Annotated in this window: 16 protein-coding genes and 1 pseudogene; 4 read left to right on the plus strand and 13 right to left on the minus strand. The window is 57.8% G+C overall.

Annotation, left to right across the window (positions count from 1 at the left end):
- Positions 1 to 18: 18 nt before the first annotated feature.
- Positions 19 to 1,305: a DegT/DnrJ/EryC1/StrS family aminotransferase gene (locus tag GGD46_RS26755; RefSeq protein ID WP_004112816.1), complete on the minus strand. Its 1,287-nt coding sequence runs from the start codon at positions 1,303 to 1,305 to the stop codon at positions 19 to 21.
- Between the two features lie 544 nt (positions 1,306 to 1,849).
- Between GGD46_RS26755 and GGD46_RS26760 the strand changes: the two genes are divergently transcribed.
- Entirely contained in the window at positions 1,850 to 2,974 is a 1,125-nt protein-coding gene (locus GGD46_RS26760; protein ID WP_240535390.1) for an ROK family protein, read from the plus strand.
- 235 nt (positions 2,975 to 3,209) lie between these two features.
- Here the strand turns inward: GGD46_RS26760 and GGD46_RS34025 are convergent.
- A pseudogene (locus GGD46_RS34025) lies at positions 3,210 to 3,505 on the minus strand (hypothetical protein).
- Positions 3,506 to 3,898: 393 nt separating this feature from the next.
- On the opposite strand from GGD46_RS34025, the gene GGD46_RS26765 reads away from it, so the two are divergent.
- The 3 genes from GGD46_RS26765 (at position 3,899) to GGD46_RS26775 (ending at position 5,685) form a co-directional block, all read left to right on the plus strand.
- Positions 3,899 to 4,336, plus strand: coding sequence for a hypothetical protein (locus GGD46_RS26765; RefSeq protein ID WP_004112820.1), 438 nt, complete (start codon positions 3,899 to 3,901; stop codon positions 4,334 to 4,336).
- A gap of 142 nt (positions 4,337 to 4,478) precedes the next feature.
- The gene (locus tag GGD46_RS26770) at positions 4,479 to 5,072 is read left to right on the plus strand and encodes a hypothetical protein (protein ID WP_004112823.1); all 594 of its coding nucleotides are present in this window, start codon (positions 4,479 to 4,481) and stop codon (positions 5,070 to 5,072) included.
- Positions 5,050 to 5,685, plus strand: coding sequence for a hypothetical protein (locus tag GGD46_RS26775; RefSeq protein ID WP_244441506.1), 636 nt, complete (start codon positions 5,050 to 5,052; stop codon positions 5,683 to 5,685). Before GGD46_RS26770 ends, GGD46_RS26775 begins: the two co-directional genes overlap by 23 nt.
- A gap of 146 nt (positions 5,686 to 5,831) precedes the next feature.
- On the opposite strand, the gene hypE is transcribed toward GGD46_RS26775, so the two are convergent.
- From hypE to GGD46_RS26830, 11 genes are all read right to left on the minus strand, one after another.
- Positions 5,832 to 6,878, minus strand: a complete 1,047-nt coding sequence (hypE, locus tag GGD46_RS26780; protein ID WP_004112828.1) for a hydrogenase expression/formation protein HypE — start codon at positions 6,876 to 6,878, stop codon at positions 5,832 to 5,834.
- Positions 6,875 to 8,032: a hydrogenase formation protein HypD gene (gene hypD / locus GGD46_RS26785; protein WP_004112837.1), complete on the minus strand. Its 1,158-nt coding sequence runs from the start codon at positions 8,030 to 8,032 to the stop codon at positions 6,875 to 6,877. Before hypD ends, hypE begins: the two co-directional genes overlap by 4 nt.
- On the minus strand, positions 8,029 to 8,256 hold the full coding sequence (locus GGD46_RS26790; protein WP_004112840.1) for a HypC/HybG/HupF family hydrogenase formation chaperone: 228 nt from the start codon (positions 8,254 to 8,256) through the stop codon (positions 8,029 to 8,031). Before GGD46_RS26790 ends, hypD begins: the two co-directional genes overlap by 4 nt.
- Positions 8,247 to 10,520 carry a carbamoyltransferase HypF gene (gene hypF, locus GGD46_RS26795; protein WP_004112843.1) on the minus strand — a complete coding sequence of 758 codons (2,274 nt, stop codon included), beginning with the start codon at positions 10,518 to 10,520 and terminating at the stop codon, positions 8,247 to 8,249. The genes GGD46_RS26790 and hypF overlap by 10 nt, the downstream gene beginning before the upstream one ends.
- A gap of 2 nt (positions 10,521 to 10,522) precedes the next feature.
- The gene (hypB, locus tag GGD46_RS26800) at positions 10,523 to 11,392 is read right to left on the minus strand and encodes a hydrogenase nickel incorporation protein HypB (protein WP_004112846.1); all 870 of its coding nucleotides are present in this window, start codon (positions 11,390 to 11,392) and stop codon (positions 10,523 to 10,525) included.
- Complete coding sequence (gene hypA, locus GGD46_RS26805) at positions 11,392 to 11,733, minus strand: hydrogenase maturation nickel metallochaperone HypA (RefSeq protein ID WP_004112848.1); 342 nt, start codon at positions 11,731 to 11,733, stop codon at positions 11,392 to 11,394. Before hypA ends, hypB begins: the two co-directional genes overlap by 1 nt.
- Positions 11,726 to 12,607 (minus strand): hydrogenase assembly protein HupF, encoded by an 882-nt coding sequence (locus tag GGD46_RS26810; protein ID WP_246779168.1) that lies wholly within the window; start codon positions 12,605 to 12,607, stop codon positions 11,726 to 11,728. The genes hypA and GGD46_RS26810 overlap by 8 nt, the downstream gene beginning before the upstream one ends.
- Positions 12,608 to 12,831: 224 nt before the next feature.
- Positions 12,832 to 13,266, minus strand: coding sequence for a hypothetical protein (locus tag GGD46_RS26815; protein ID WP_028754846.1), 435 nt, complete (start codon positions 13,264 to 13,266; stop codon positions 12,832 to 12,834).
- Entirely contained in the window at positions 13,263 to 14,009 is a 747-nt protein-coding gene (locus tag GGD46_RS26820) for a hydrogenase expression/formation protein (RefSeq protein WP_051043299.1), read from the minus strand. The genes GGD46_RS26815 and GGD46_RS26820 overlap by 4 nt, the downstream gene beginning before the upstream one ends.
- Positions 14,010 to 14,284: 275 nt before the next feature.
- Positions 14,285 to 14,599 carry a HypC/HybG/HupF family hydrogenase formation chaperone gene (hypC, locus tag GGD46_RS26825; protein ID WP_004112857.1) on the minus strand — a complete coding sequence of 105 codons (315 nt, stop codon included), beginning with the start codon at positions 14,597 to 14,599 and terminating at the stop codon, positions 14,285 to 14,287.
- Between the two features lie 141 nt (positions 14,600 to 14,740).
- The gene (locus GGD46_RS26830; protein ID WP_004112860.1) at positions 14,741 to 15,322 is read right to left on the minus strand and encodes a HyaD/HybD family hydrogenase maturation endopeptidase; all 582 of its coding nucleotides are present in this window, start codon (positions 15,320 to 15,322) and stop codon (positions 14,741 to 14,743) included.
- Position 15,323 lies beyond the last annotated feature (1 nt).

Genomic DNA, 15,323 nt, shown 5'->3' on the forward strand with positions numbered 1-15,323 from the left:
TGCTTGGATTCAGCTTGTTCAGACGGTTGTCATGATATCGGAAATCTTTGGGCCAAACTTGGAAAGAGCCGTCCAGACCCGATGAAATGCTTCTGCGTAAAGTTCCATTACCCCGGCTTCGTTGGGTGGCGCGATTTCCGATACGCAAAACATGGTATCTAAAAGTTTTACCGTGTTTGGAAAATCGGCGGCTTTCCAATCCTTGGCAATATTCGGCAGATATTCGAACACTGGCTTCCTGAGCCAGATCAAAACGGGCACGCCCTCCGCCTGCAGCAGTTTGACGATGGTATCCCTTGCCGTCGGACCCGGACCAAAACCGAGAGCTTCCGGCTCGATGCGAAGTGGGAAGCTGAGCATGGACTGATTGCAGTCAGATGGGTCGAAGAGGGGAAATATACCGGAGAGATCTCGGATCATTTCCCATAGAATTTTCCCATTATTCCTTCGAATCTGAAGTTGTGTCTCGAGGTTGCTCAATCGCATTTTTGCTATGGAGGAGGAGAAGACGTTCGGACGGTAGTTATATCCTGCTGAAGACGGCGAAAAAGTCCGATCTCCGTTTCGAGATGAACTCGTCAGTGAAACGCAGTCCACATGTTCAATTAGATCTTTGTCCTCCGTAATCACGAATCCGAGCTCGCCGGCTCCAAGATGCTTGGCGCCGTTGCCAGACAAAGCGAGGGCGTCTGTATCAATGTATGCCCCATTTGCGATCGCTTTTATGGCGCCGATCGATTGGCAGACGTCATCAATCACGGCAATCCCTTCGGCGCGCGCGGCAGATCTTGCATCAGGAACACGAATGTTATTCCCGAAGAGATGGGTAATGAGAACCGCTCCGACACCGGGTCCGAATCGGTCGGCTGCCGCGTCTTGATCGATCCCGGCGAGGTTCATGTCGACATCAACGAAATCGGGCTGAAGGCCACTAATCGCAATTGGCCCCACCGCGCCCGGCCAATTTAGCGCCGCAGTCACCACCTGCTCGCCTCGACCTTTAAAATAATCAAGCTCGATATGGATTGCCGCCGTACCACTGCCGACGGCGCGCACCTTCCACTTCCCCGTCCAAGTAGCGAGATCCTGCTCCAAATCGGCCACGATAGGGTGATTGACCCGATGATACTTTCCACTGTCTACAACTTCGCGGAGTGCATCCAAATGCTCCGTCTGTGTGGCTGGCCAAGGCGTGATCCGCCCGGAAGGAACGGTGGGCTCCCCACCAAGGAGAGCGAGATCCCTTTCTCGCTGGTGCCCTCCGGACTCACAGAGGTCCAGATTATTGCTGGCAAATTCGTTCATTTATTCCTCCGGCGATTGGTTACGTCGATGTCTGTCGATTTGCTGAAGAGTTCTAATGTTTTAGGAGGTCAGATCAACAGTAGTTCTGAAATATATTTAAAAGTATATTTTGCGTTTGTGGGACTTTCTGTTGTAGTGCTCCGGTTTTTGGAAATTTTAATCCCGAATATAAATATATACTCGAAGGATAATTCTTCGTTTTCGAAATGAACATTCAAACGGCGGTGGAGAAAAGCAGGTGTGTGATGATTGCTATATCGGTTCGGGGGTTCGGGAGCGTTCGGCAACGACTGCAGGCACTCAGGCGGGAGTGGCGTAAAGACGATCGAGTTTCCACAACAAGAGAAAGTCGGATCAGACGGAGTCCATGATAAAAAGAACGGAAAAACCATCAATTGCGTGTGCGAGCAACGCGAACACTCACGAAGGATCTGGCAAGCGCCTCATCAGGCCGGCCGAGGGGGACCAGAGCGACAGTAAAGGATTTAGGCCAGCTCATCCCCTAATCGCCGCGCGGACGCTAGGGATTGCAAATCGAGGACGCTTGCTGCAGGCCCTTTACGATATGGGTCCGTCCAGCAGGGTCGAGCTTGCGCGCGTCACCGGTGCCAGCCGCGCAACCATCGGCGGCATAGTCCAACCACTGATCAATCAGAGTATTCTTGAAGAAGGCGACCTGGTACCCCCCGATCGGTCCGGCGGAAAACCCGCTACAAAGCTGTGGTTCTCGAAAGGGGCCAAGCCGATCTGCGCAGTTCGGCTGATGCACGACCGTGTCCACACATGCTTGGTCTCTCTGGAGGGCGAGCTCTATGCTCAACACGAGGTGGATTTGGCGAAAGATCTGACAGATGCTGCCGATGCATTTCAGATCGTCAGTGCCTGCATTGAGAAGTCAGTCGCATCTGCCGACCAAGAGGTTCTAGGCATCGGCATGGCAGTTGCAGGAGAGCTCAACCCGCAAACGGGCTCGATCGCGGCTATGGATTTCGCGCCGTACCTTCATGGCTTTCCGATAAAAGCGGAGTTAGCAAAGCGTTTCGGGGTTCCGGCTTGCGTCGACCAAGATGCCAGAGCCTTGCTGGTTGGCGACCGTTGGTTCGGGCAAGGACGTGGACAGAGAAATTTTGCGGTCGTTTACATCGGTCAGTCGTTGGGCGCGGCCCTCTATGTCGATGGACATCCTTATAGGGCCGCCGGGGGTAAACACTGCCAGATCGGCCATACCATCGTGCAACTCAATGGCCAAATGTGCAGATGCGGACGACGCGGATGTTGGGAAACGATCGCGACACTGCCATGGCTGAGAGGCGAAGCAAGGGCCAGGGGCCTGCCGCAGGCTGGCTTGTTGGATGCGAGCCGCTTGGTGTGGCTCGCCGAAACTGGCGCTAAAGGGGCAAAAGAACTGCTTGAAGACTACGCGTCCAATATTTCTGTCGGGTTAGTGAACCTTCAACAGCTGATGGCACCCAGCTGCATCACTTTGCATGGCGACATCGTGCATGGCGGAAAATTGATGTTAGATCTTATTCGAAAGAGCGTCAGGCAACTGATGTTCAATCCCGGAGATAACGAGATCGCCCTTGCCCTCGGCGATCGTGAAGATGTCGCCGGCCTGCGCGGCGCGGCGGGTCTCGTCGTCTGCGAATTGCTGAATTTCATAATCTAAGCAGAGAACGGCCCCAGTCCTTAGAGACCGCATCTGGTCAAATCCTTTGCAATCATCCACATTTCAAATGAAAACCGCCATCTTTCTCGAAAACCGAATTGCAACAAATTGCTGGTGGATTTGGGGGTTCCTGGGCAGCTGAAGCTGTTGGCGCATGGAGTTGCGTACTGGATGTGCTCGATCCAGCCAAGGAACTGCACAGACCCTGCAATCCCAGTCTGGTGCGGACTGAGGCTTAAGAAAAAAACGACACGAGAACGGACAACCAGATCAATGCGACGCCCAGCAACAGCGCTCGCCTGGCGGCTACGATCTTTTCCTGGCCTTCCTCCGCGACAGGGGTCGTTACGATCCAAGGAACTGAGCCAAGCGCCGCAAAACCGATTAGCGCCAAGACACGACGATCAAATCGGACCGATGCCAGCCGCCTGGCTCATACACTCCCCAATAGCCAAGGAACGCCATTCCGACAGCGAACATGGTGGCGGAGGCAGAGCAAAGTCCGGGAACAGAACCTGATGGTGCACGCATTTCGTATCCTCTTTGTCGGTCAAACCAAGGGCCAATTTCCATGACGGTGCAAACGGGCTTTGCACATATCTGTCAAGAATCGGGTGCCAGCTGAAGCATCGATCTATTGCAAATGATTTAGGAAAATCCGAACATTGAATGACGTGAGCGATCGCAGAAGCTGGTAGGGGGAGCTCCCTTTCCTGGCAGATGTGGTCGCTAACTCGTCGTTCGACAGACGGTTCGACCTCGCAAGCTCTGCATTTTTTCATTGCCAAAGTCCGCAGGCCAGCCGCTCGCCTTTAGGCACGAGTTTTGAGAGGTGCTGTCCAAAAAGTAGGCCACAAAATCACCAATGTTGACTCTGTCTTTCACTCAGCCGAAAAGAACTCCTGCCGACAGAGGGAGATACTCATGGCTGACGAGAATAATACTGGCACAAGCACTGAGATGGCAGACACGAATATACCGGTAAAAACGCCGGCGCCTAAAAAACAGCGCGCTCCGCGACGCCCGAAAGCAACTGCCGAGGCAGCGGGTACTACGCAGGTTGGGAAACCCGCGAAGGCGCCGCGAGGTCGCAGGAAGCGTAGCGACCAAGCCGCAGACACAAAGTCCCAGCCTGTCGAAATGCAGGTGGCCGACATCTCCGTCAAGGAACCCATAAAGGACACTGCAGCCAAGAGGCCGGCACAGCAGTCCGTGCAAAAAGGTACGACGGCCATTTCGGCAAGGGACGAGATGGCGGATCTTCTTCAGCTGGAAGAAGAGAATAAGAGGCTGCGTAACCTCTTGGCAGAGAAATTGCGTGCCGAAAATGCCGATCTGCGCAAGCGGCTCGGGCTAGATTGATCGCCGATCAACAGCGGGATGGTGGCGAAATCGACCTGAGCTATCCTTCTCGGCAGAAGATGCGTTCGCCGGGCTCGCCTTCCGAGCCCGGTGTCAAGCTGCGGCGCCACTATGGATACGGACTGGTCGAGGTTGAGGCACTATGAAATTACCCTGGAAATTCCTTGCTCGATTAACGTCGCGGCGACAGTCCGCACCCGAAAGTTCGATTGGGCATGGTGTCGATACCGACGCAAGCCAAAGCAAAACTCAAGACGTACCGCAGCTTGCGCTAAACCCACCAGAGCCCTCCAGTAGCTCCGAGCCCGATGAAAGCCGATCTATTGAGATCATAAGGACTGATTCAAAAGAATTCGAAGGTGAGGTCGAAATTGAAGGTGCGGCACCGGTTGAAGGTGACGAGGTTCAAGAACTGTCGCCTCCGGAGGTCGGGCAGCCGAGCGCTGAAGCTTCCGCGGTGCCGCTTGAAAGCAATACGCGCAGTCGGGTCCCTGGCATACCGCGGACGAAAAAGCCGGCACATGCGAAAGGAGTTCACATTGACGTCACTGCGCAGAGCACAGCTGTCTCAAGCAATGCTCAAGATGAGACATCCTCATCGTCTGAGGACGGCTTTTTCGAAGAGGTGACAAACCTGGACGAGGAAATCACGCAACTGAGGGTTAAATTGGCTCAAAAGCTGCTTTTGCAGAATGATCAGCTTAAAAAGATGCTTGAGCGATTTGACCGATCGTAATCCTCCTTACGATCTCAAAGATGGGACATACATGAAAACACAGCAGCGAAAATTCGTTGTCGAGCTCAAATCGGCCCGGCGCAGATCAACGATCCAGCCAGCTTCTATCTGGGGTGATACCGACCTCAAGACGCTGGCGCGCGAGGCGGAGGCAGACGCACCACATCTCTTCGAGCCTGACACCGTCTCAGATGTTCCGAAGCGAGAAAGCGAGCTGTGGTCGGATCCAATACCAGAGACTCATCTCAACGACGAGGTTGAAACCGGCGATGATAAACGGATTGCGGCGTCCTCTCTCGAAACCGAACAAACGTGCCCGTCTCAGAAGGACGATGGGGCGATCTTCGCCTCTGTTTCACAACCGAAAGAGGGCTCTTCCAGCCGGTCTCGAAAGAACATAAAGCGTCGACGTGAAGCGAATATCGATAATGCCGACGAAATGACAAGCGGCCAATCAAACGCCAGCCACGACGATATCTCAGGCGAGGAGCTAATCGCACTTGAAGAAGAGAATCGACGGCTTAAGGCTTTGCTGATGAAATATCTTCGTCAAGAAAATATGCAGATTCGACAGATGCTCGCGCGATTCAGCGATCAGCGCGAGATCTTGTGAACCAATCATGTTTGTGTGCCCGCACTTAGATCTCTTCATGGCCACAGGAGGGAGTGCGTATGGAAAGTACGCATTAAAGCTGCTCACCAAGCTCGTTGCTGGCTCCGGGCACGCCGTCTTGCGTGAAGCGATATGCACAGCCGTGCTCAGCAGATCCGCGGCAACTGTTCGCCCCATAGCCAATCGACAATGCGACTGCCACCAAACGACGTCGCCATCTGGACGAAGCAATGGTCGTCATCCTCGGCATGGCCGATCAATGCGGCCTGCGCACCCAACGGATGCGCGCGCATGACGGCGAGCAGCGCATTCGCAAACTCTGGCGCCACCAATACGACGAGCTTGCCCTCGTTGGCGACGTTGAGCGGGTCGAGGCCGAGCAATTCGCAGGCCGCGGCTACTTCCGGTTTGATCGGAATGGTCTCCTCGTCGATGCGGAGGCCGACATTTGAGGCATTGGCGATTTCGTTGAGTGTCGCCGCAAGTCCACCGCGCGTTGGATCTCGCATCAGCCTGATTGACGATCCGGCGACCTCGACCATTGCCGCTACTAACCCGTGCAGCGCAGCGCAATCCGATATGATGTCCGTATCGAAATCCAGGTTCTCGCGCTTCGACATCACGGCGACGCCGTGATCGCCTATCGAACCAGAGATGATGACCGCATCGCCTGGCCGCGCGGCATCGGAGCGTAGGTCGAGACCGGCTCGAATCATGCCGATGCCGGAGGTGGATATGAACACGCCGTCGGCTTTGCCGCGCTCAACCACTTTCGTATCGCCAGTGATGATTGGCACACCTGCCGCGCGGGAGGCCGCTCCCATGGCGTCGGCAATTCGATTAAGATCTGCGAGCGGAAACCCCTCTTCAATAATGAAACCTGCCGAAAGATAGAGCGGGCATGCGCCGGCCATGGCAATGTCGTTAATCGTCCCATGCACCGCAAGCGAGCCAATATTGCCCCCCGGAAAGAACAGCGGCGAGACAACATAGCTGTCGGTGGTCATCACCATGCACCCTGCCGGAACCGCAAATGCCGACTGATCGTTGCCAGCCCGGAGCCAGTCATTGTCGAAGGCCCTGTGGAAAATGCCCTTGACCAACTGGTCCGTGGCGCACCCCCCCGCCCCATGCGAGAGATCGATGCGTCCGTTCCTGAGGTCGAGCCGCGACCTTTTGGCTTTCGTGGTCATGCGATCGTCCTGCTGCTTTCGTCCGCCTTTCCCTGCCTGCCGAAACGGCCGTAGAGCCAATACGCGGCGCAGGCGCCTTCCGACGACACCATGCAGGAACCCATCGGCGAATCGGGCGTGCAAACCTTACCAAACAGCTTACAGTCGGACGGCTTCTTCACACCGCGCAGGATGGCGCCGCATTCGCAGGCCGGATTGTCTTTTGCCGCCGGCGTCACGACGTCGAAACGTTTCTCGGCATCGTATTTGGCATATCCAGGCCTGAGGCCAAGCCCACTTTGGGGAATCGCGCCCAGTCCCCGCCATTCGAAGCTTTCCCGCAATTCGAAGACATTGGCGATCTCGCGCCTCGCCTTCTCGTTGCCAAGGGTGGTCACGGCTCGGATATACTGGTTCTCGACTTTATGGACGCCCTCATTGACCTGGCGGACGAGCATCAGGATTGAATAGATGACATCGAGCGGCTCGAAGCCTGCCACCACGATCGGCTTGTTATATTCTTCGGCAAGGACTTCAAATGGCTGCGTACCAATGACGGTGCTGACATGTGCAGGGCCGAGCAATCCGTCGATCTTGATAGTGCCGAGCGTGCGAGCATCGGAGTTTTCAAGGATAGTCTGGATCGCAGCCGGTGTTAGCACGTGGTTTGAGAAGATCGAAAAGTTTGCGAGGTCCTTAGCGATCGCGAACCGCAGCGACAGCGCCGTCGGCGGCGTCGTGGTCTCGAAACCGATGGCAAAGAAGACGACTTGCCTGTTCGGTTCGGCTTCGGAGATGTTTAGCGAATCGAGTGTCGAATAGACCATGCGAATATCGGCGCCGGTCGCCCTGGCCTTGAGCAGACTCGAGCCGTTTGAGGATGGTACACGCATCAAGTCACCATAGGTGCAAAGTGTGATTTCTGGGCACATGGCAAGCGCGATCGCTGCGTCGATGCGGCCGATCGGCAGCACACAGACTGGACATCCCGGTCCATGAATCATCTGCACATTGGACGGCAGCAGGTCTTCAAGGCCATAGCGCGAAATTGCATGGGTATGGCCGCCGCAGAATTCCATGAAATGATAGCTGCGCGCCGGATCTACCGCCGCTGCGATTTGGCGAGCAATATCTTTGGCGAGCTTGGCATCGCGGTATTCGTCTATATATTTCACGCCGGACCTCCCAGGGCAGCTTCGCGGATCAAGGCAAGCGTCCTTTCTGCTTCTTCAGTTTCGATCTTTGCAAGCGCGTAGCCGACGTGGAGGATGAGATAGTCACCGGGCGTCACATCCTCCACGAGTGCAATCGATATGACCTTTAAGACGCCGTCCAGCGTTACCTTGGCCATATTGTCTGGCAGCAATTCCACCACCTGGACCGGTAGGGCTAGGCACATGTCCGGTGCTCCCAGTTCTGGGCGCAGTCGTGTTTGATGACGTGCCGTGCAAAGGCGGCCTGACCGAGCGCTATACCCCCGTCATTGGGCGGGATCTGGTGCGGCAGGTAGGGCTCGAGGCCATGGTCGCGCAAGGCGCTGGAAAGACCTTCGGCCAGAATGCGGTTTGTGATGCAGCCGCCGCCGAGCATGATCGCTCGCGTGCCAGCCTGCGATGCACCAAGGGAAGCCCAATCGGCGAGGCCGCTGATCAGCGTGCCGTGGAATAGGTCTGCGGCCTTTCGGCGGCCAAGCTGCCGCTCCGCCAGATGGATGATGAGGGGTCGGAAATCAAGCAGGCCATCGGCGAGACTGTAGCCCCCGGCAAGACATTGGGGATCATCGACGAGTGCTTCGAGTTCCATTGCTGCCTGCCCCTCGTAGCTCTGGACGAGGCGGACGCCCGCTATCGCAGCCACTGCATCGAATAGCCGCCCCAAGCTGGACGTATCGGCTGATTGCAAGCCGCGGGAAAACATCGCATCAAGTTGCGCGACACCAGGATGTCCGGGCCAAAGCGTGGCCGCAAGGTCGCGCCGGCCGGCGGCCTGAAGAGCGGCAATTCCCATGCGCCAGGGCTCCCGCGCGACCCGGCCGGCGCCTGGCGCCGGCAAGGGCAGAAGCGAAGAGAGCCGTCGCCAGCGAGGACCGTTGACGACCAGCATTTCGCCTCCCCAACTACTGCCATCGACGCCATAGCCGTGGCCGTCGAGTGCAAGCCCGAGGACCGGCCCGCCGGCATGATGTTCCGCCGCCACGGCCGCGACATGGGCGAGGTGATGTTGCACCGGCAGAAGCGGCAAATCCAAATGTTCCGCGATCCGCGCTGAACGAAAATCCGGATGCAGATCGCAGGCAGCAAATTCGGGCCTGACATCAAGGATAGAGCAGAGATGCTCGAGGGCTTCCCGCTGGAATCTGATCGCTTTGACATTGTCGAGACCGCCGATGTGCTGCGACAGGAACGCTTCCCGGCCCCGTGTCACGCAGATCGCGTTTTTGAAGTCCGCGCCGGTGGCAATCACGCATGGGCCGTCCTCGCCAAGATCGACCGGCTCCGGGACAAAACCCCGGGCGCGCCTCAGAAAGCTCGGCGCGCCGTCAATTACCTGCATGACGGAATCGTCAGCGCGAATGGCAATGTCACGGTCATGTGTGACGATCAGGTCGGCAACCCCGGGAAGCCGATGCATGGCATCGTCATTATCTGATACGAGCGGTTCACCCTCCGGATTGGCGCTGGTCGCAATCAGAGCGGCGGGAGCGCCGGCCGCTTCTGCTGCAAACGCGGCAAACAACAGGTGGTGCACCGGCGCATGGGCGAGCAGCAGGCCGATCCGACTGAGGCCGGGAGCGATGAGCTTGGAAAGGTGATCACGCGCCTCGATAAGGACGATCGGGGCGGCGGTCGAGGCGAGCAAATCCTCTTGCGCCCGCGAGGGCCTGGCAAGTATTCGGGCTGTCTCAATGTCCGGCACCATGATCGCGAACGGCTTCTCGTCGCGCATTTTGCGTCGTCGGAGACGATCAATCGCCGTATCATTGCGTGCGTCGCAGAAGAGCTGGAAGCCGCCGACGCCCTTGATCGCAATGATCTGGCCATTCATGAGCCGCGCGGAGACCTCCGCGATAGGATGGCTAAGCTGTGGGCCGCAAGCCGGGCAGGCGAGGGGCTCACTATGGAACCGCCGGCTTTCGGGGTTGGCATAGTCTGCGCCGCAGGCGCTGCACATCGGGAACGCAGCCATCGAGGTCCGGCCGCGATCATAGGGGAGCGCACGGGTGATGGTGAAGCGCGGGCCACAATGAGTGCAGTTGACAAAAGGATAACCGAAAAAGCGGTTGTCCGGATCATTCAGTTCGTGCCGGCATTCGACGCAGGTGGCAGCGTCGGCGCCAATGCGCGTGGCGCCACGGCCGCCGACGCTTTCGAGGATTTCGAACGTTTCGTCGCCGGCCGGCTCCAGTTCCAGCTTATCGACGGTATCGACGCGGGCAAGCGGCGGCGCCTCCTTCCAGACGCGTTCCGCAAAGCAGTCGACAGCGGTGCCCTCGACCTCGATCAGCACGCCGGCGCTGTCGTTGAGCACGAAGCCGGTAAGCTGCATCATTCTCGCAAGCCTATAGACGAACGGCCGGAATCCCACCCCTTGCACGGCACCGCGCACACGCACTCGCAACCGCCGGACACGATCTTCCGCCATGGATGCCAAGGTGCTCACCATCGTCAGACTACCTGCGAAGCTTTCGCGATCCGGGCCGCCTCAGCCTCCAGCCAGAAATAGAACGCTTCCATGCCGTCGCCGCTGCGCGCAGAAACCGTGAGAGTGCGAAGGCGTGGATTGACGCGCAGCGCATTAGCGATGCAGCGCCCGACATCGAAGTCGAGATGCGGTAGCAGGTCGGACTTGTTGAGAATCATCAGGTCGGCGGCCGCGAACATGTCGGGATATTTGAGCGGCTTGTCCTCGCCCTCGGTAACCGAAAGCACCACGACCTTATGGGCCTCGCCGAGATCGAAAGCGGAGGGACAGACAAGATTGCCGACATTTTCGATGAACAAGACTGAACCGGGCTCGGGCGCCAGGTCCTCGACCGCGTGGCCGACCATGTGGGCGTCGAGGTGACAGCCCTTGCCGGTGTTGATCTGGATTGCGGAAACACCGGTCTTGCGGATGCGTGCGGCATCGTTGGAGGTCTCCTGGTCGCCTTCAATCACGCTGATCGACATTCGGTCCTTGAGGTCGTGAATGGCGCGCACCAGAAAGCTGGTCTTTCCCGACCCGGGGCTTGAAACGAAATTCAGCGCAAAGATGCTGTCACGAACGAACCGAGCCCGGTTTTCGGCAGCATAGGCATTGTTTTTGGACAGGATGTCCTTTTCGATCTGGACGATGCGCTCCGGGTTCATGCCCGGGACATGCACGCCGGCAATCCGTTGATGATGTTGGAGCGCACCGTGTTCCGCGTAGTGACGATCATGAGGATGTCCATGATCGTGCAGGTGACCGCGATGATGATCATGGTCGCCTTGCGCGCCTGTCTTGCTCTTGCCATCTTCCAATGTTGCCATCTCGCAGCCGCATACCGTGCACATCAGATCACCTCCATGTCCTTGATCCTCAATTCATCGCCCGCCGTCGCCTGCACCTGATACCGCCCACAATCCGGGCAGGCGCCAAATCGCTCATCGAGGGGCACCGTCTTCCCACAATCGAGGCACCAGCCCTCGCCGGCGATGCGGTTGATTTCGAGTGCGGCATGTTCGGCAATCGTCCCACGCCGCACAGCTTCGTAGCAGAACAGGAGCGAATCCGGATTGATATGGCTCAAGACACCGACATCGAGGCGGATCGATTTGACTGCGCTCGCACCATTTAGCTGCGCCATCTCGCAGACGATGGCGATCACACTCTCCATCAACGACATTTCATGCATGCGCGGCATCGCGAACGTTAAGCTTGAACTCGACGCAGGGATCGAACAGAGCCGCGAGGCGATAAACTGACCGGGCTGCTGATTCATGAGCACCGATCCGCGATGACAGTAGGGTTTTGACAAATGGACCGGCCGGATGAAAATTCCATTCGGTCGGGGCCAGTATCCGGTAGGCGCAAAGTTTCCCGTTCGCGTCGATCTCGGCCTGATGATAAAGTCTGCCACGCCCACATTCCACCACGCCAAAGCCGCCGTCGCCGGGCACCGAACCACCGGCCATCAGTTCGGAAGGATCATTCTGGCCCTTGGCAAGATGCGCGAGTTGCTTCAAGCAAAGGCCAACGTCGCCTATGCGTGCCATGAAGCGTTGCCTAAGGTGCGGATCGTCTGGCCTGCTGGTGTCGCAATGCCGGGCATAAGCACCGGTTTCGACGACCCGACCGGCAAGATGCGGCAAGGCGCAGTAGTGCGCATCTTTGCAAAGATGGGCAATAACTTCGGCATCATCGGCGGCACTCAGCGGATCAGGGCGCCGGCCTGAAAAAGTTCGGTCGTCCTTGATATCTCGAAAAATCGCCGCGCAAGCCGTGCCATCCGGCGACAATCCGTCGTCTTTCGAGATGCCGAGCCCCTCTGCTGCATCGGCAAGCCGCCGCGCGTTGGCAGCCAGGGCACTATGGTTCACTTTTTTCTCTCGCGATTGGCCGATGATTGCCTGCGACGCGGCCAGGGCGCCGCGCAGATATTGGCCCGCGTCAGCCACCAGACGTAACGATATTGATGAGGGCCAGTGCAAAATCAGCGCCCTCAAAGTTTCGAATATCCGTTCGGCAAGCAATCCGGCCACCGCCGCGAGCTGCTCCTCGATGGGCATCGGTAGGCCGGCTGCATTCAGGATGGCAAGGCGCGCCGCCACCGATTGCGAATAGCCACAGAGCGAAAAAACCCATCCGACAAGCATGGGCGCCTCTTCCGGTCGATGGCCAATGAACATGCGTGCCAATTCTTGCGGGCGGTTGACCCTCACGTCCACGAAACAGGCAAGCGCTTGCGACACCGTCACATCGATCCGGATCGAGCCGGCGCTAAGGAGATAGGTCATGCAACAAGCTCCCGAAGCGCTCGGAAAACCCTCCAACGCAGATCACGGCGCATGGGGCTGGCGGTTGGATGGGATGGCGGCGCGAGCGCAACGATGTTGAAAAATGCGCGCATCGCCTTCAACACCGTCCCCATCGTTTCAAACTCAAAGGCCATGAAAAACAGCAAGCAGGAATCAAAACCGCCAGTCGTCTCGGATTTTTGCCGGCGATGAATTCGATCACGCCTGCCCGCACATTCCGAGTCGTGCCTACAGCAGCCAAAATCATGAACCGTGGCGTCGCGACGATGCGGTCGTTCGCCCGCCGAATGCCAGCAAGCTCGTTTCCGAAGCGCCTTTCGCGGGCGCATAGACGTCCAGCATGTGCCGCCTTTCACCCTATCCTTATCCGAAACGGTCACATGCGTGACGAGATTCTCGAAGCTGATCATTTGAAATAAGCCTCCTCGACATCACGCAGGCGCGCGGCGGAGTCGCGGAAATCCTCTTCAGTCGCGAGGGCGAGGGATGGGATGTCGACGATTTGCAGCATGTCGAGGACGATCTCATCCATGTTGTCGTAAAACTGTACGGACCAAACGTTTCGGGCCCCTGCTGCCGTCACGCGACAGGTGCGGTAGCCGCGTGATGTCAGTTGTACGGGACCGGCTCCGAGCGTGACCTGCAGGAAATTCACATCCTCGATGCTCATCGGAAACAACGACAAAATGATAGCGTGCGCAGGATCGCCATCCCGGTACTGGACAATGCGGTCACCGATCTCGGTCAGCACCGGCATGACGTTCATAGCGCCAGGCGGCGCAGGTCCATGTGAGACCAAGGCCGGCAGCGCCGTGCAGGCCCTCCGCACCGTCATAGGAATCGGGCCGACCTCGATATATTCCGCAATGAGGTCGCCGGCGGGGTCGGTAAAGCGCATATGCCAGACGCCGGCCATAACCGCTTCCTTGAACTGCGCCAGGACCCCGGAGGGCAGCGCCGCTACCCCGCAAACCTCGCCCTTGCCGAGCGTCTGCGTGACCAATTTCTTGTCATCGTCGTCGAATTCGAAAATGTCGAATAGCTGCCCCGGCTGGCCGGCTTTTTGCACCGCAAGCGTTGCAGCAATGTCGGATATGAGCATTGCGGCTCGGCAGCTTCGGCCGTTTAGGGAGCCAACTGGGTAGGCTGGCATTGTCTGCTCCAAATCAGCGTGTAATTCATTCTCGCACTTGGGATCTGCAAGCGGCGTACCAGTTGCTGAGAAAGATGGGTCGTATTGATCTGAAGGAAAATTCCGGTCGCGGTCTTATGCGGATGCGCACACGCGGCCCCGATGCTGAGGCAGCGCGTTACGCTTCGCAATATTCAGCAATCCGCCCGCAGCCAGCAGGATCGATCTCGTCCGTCTCCGGCTGCCCTTGGACAGTCCACATGAACATGTGGCCGACAAGGAAGAGGAGATTGCGTTCAGTTGAGAAATACGAACTGCCAGTTTTCCCGCAAATGCAACGGTAATTCCGGCTCGCGGGAGATAAGATCGGCAAATAGCGTTTCGAATGACCGTCCTTCGACCGCTTCAGCAAGACCGGCCAACGCATCGTCGATCTTGTGTGCTTCGTCGGCATCGAGCACCCGGATCGCAGATCCTAGATGAGTAAGAACGTACGTCCCAACCGGTTGCGGGCCGACCAGCACCATCGAAATCGCAAAAACCGATCCGTGGCGCTCGCACTCCGCTGTAAATTCGCCACCAGTCACCTGCATCGGAATTCCTATGCACACAATCAGCCCCTCGATCTGCCTGGGTTCATGATATTGGGAACCGGAAGGGTTCTCGCGCGGGTCCTTGGGTTTTGGATGCAGCCGGCGAACAGGAACGCAACCGACGACTGCCTCGGTTGCATCGGAACCCCCCTGAACCACTCAATTCGCCCGGTCCGCTCGCCGCTCGTAATGTGCAAAATCGATGTCGTTGGCGAGGAGAGCGGGCGCGGCGGTGCGGCGCGAACTGATGGCGACGCCCCATCGCTCCAGGATGCCGGCGGCTACCATTACGGCGGCCGGGATTACGGATTTGACGGGCTCAGTCACCGGTCCGCCCCAGCTATCGAGGTCCACCGGTTGGCAGCCGATCAGTGCGAGTCTTGCGGGATAGCGATCGAGAAGGTCGGCAGCGCTCAGAACTTCCTGGAAGCCTGTCTGGTGCAGGCTCATCTTTTTGGCGCCGGTGAATTTCGGCACGTCGTCATTCTCGACGATCTTCAGCGTGCCGGGCGCGAGACCGAAGTCGACCGCGTCGAATACAATCAGATGATCGGCTTCGGTGACATATTGCACGAGATAAAGGCCCTGGGTGCCGCCGTCGAGCACGGTGACGTTGGTCGGCACCGCATAGGCCTGGTGGAAGGCTTCGACAGCGCGGACGCCAAAACCCTCGTCCGCCCAGAGAATATTGCCAATGCCGAGCACCAAAACGTTCGGTTTGCGAGAGTTCGCTTCGTCCATC

Origin of the sequence: Martinezella lusitana (assembly GCF_014207095.1) — a bacterium.
GTDB lineage: Bacteria > Pseudomonadota > Alphaproteobacteria > Rhizobiales > Rhizobiaceae > Rhizobium > Rhizobium lusitanum_B.